This window comes from Alteromonas sp. BMJM2, assembly GCF_027257845.1.
Lineage (GTDB): Bacteria > Pseudomonadota > Gammaproteobacteria > Enterobacterales > Alteromonadaceae > Alteromonas.
Genome location: NZ_JAPVOT010000059.1, coordinates 1 through 988, shown reverse-complemented (window position 1 = coordinate 988; position 988 = coordinate 1). Strand labels below are relative to the sequence as shown.

Sequence of the window (988 nt, the reverse complement as noted above, 5' to 3'; positions counted from 1 at the left end):
ACGCTTAGTCACTTAACCATACAACCCTAAAAAGCCTTGAGTATCGGCCTCATGTCCGCCTTTTGATGTCGGACAAGGGTAATGTTGTATGCATGACAAGCTAATCGGAAGAATTGCCTTGCTATCTTCTTTGTTAACCGGACATGCCGGTTAACCCGCCTTGCGGCGTTTTCGATAACAAGCAATTCAAGTCAAGTAGAGTAAAAAGTGCGTCTTTCGACTTCTCAATTACTCTTTTGATTGATTACTATTAATATCAGCTTTCCAAATTGTTAAAGAACATTTGATGTTTCCTGCTAATGCAGTACTATCATCTTTAGGGTAAAAAACCCTAATCAATGCTTACTTAAAAAGTAAATATTCATTAGGATTTCACTATCATTTGACACACTACTTAAGCATTCATCCAATTCGATCACTACCGCTAACTTTAGCGAGTGGTAAAACCGTCAGGAAGCTCCGCTTCCGGTAAAGCGGCTTTTACACGACCACTTGCAAAGCAAGTGAAAGGTAGATGGTAGGCTTGGGCAGACTTGAACTGCCGACCTCACCCTTATCAGGGGTGCGCTCTAACCAGCTGAGCTACAAGCCTTCAGTTTATCTGCGCCTAAGCGACTTATCTCTTTACTTTAGCGAGTAGATAAATAACAAGTCGATTTTACCTCGACGATAAGTTATTTATCACGACCACTTACAAAGTAAGTGTTTGCGGTAAAGAGTGGTGGAGCTAAGCAGGATCGAACTGCTGACCTCCTGAATGCAAATCAGGCGCTCTCCCAGCTGAGCTATAGCCCCATAAACTTGTGTCGTTCTTTATTTTCTAGACAAAACAATCTGTGTAGGCACTGCATCAAGGGCGTCTCGACGTAATAGTAAGGAGGTGATCCAACCCCAGGTTCCCCTAGGGTTACCTTGTTACGACTTCACCCCAGTCATGAAACACAAAGTGGTAATCGTTCTCCCGAAGGTTAAACTAACTACTTCTTTT

2 tRNA genes and 1 rRNA gene are annotated in these 988 nt (G+C 42.6%); all 3 read right to left on the bottom strand.

The window, feature by feature from the left end:
* Window positions 1-515 precede the first annotated feature (515 nt).
* Window positions 516-592: transfer RNA gene (locus O9X84_RS19520), tRNA-Ile, on the bottom strand.
* Window positions 593-719: 127 nt separating this feature from the next.
* Window positions 720-795, bottom strand: a tRNA-Ala gene (locus O9X84_RS19515).
* Window positions 796-873: 78 nt separating this feature from the next.
* Window positions 874-988: ribosomal RNA gene (locus tag O9X84_RS19510) — 16S ribosomal RNA — on the bottom strand; the annotation flags it as partial.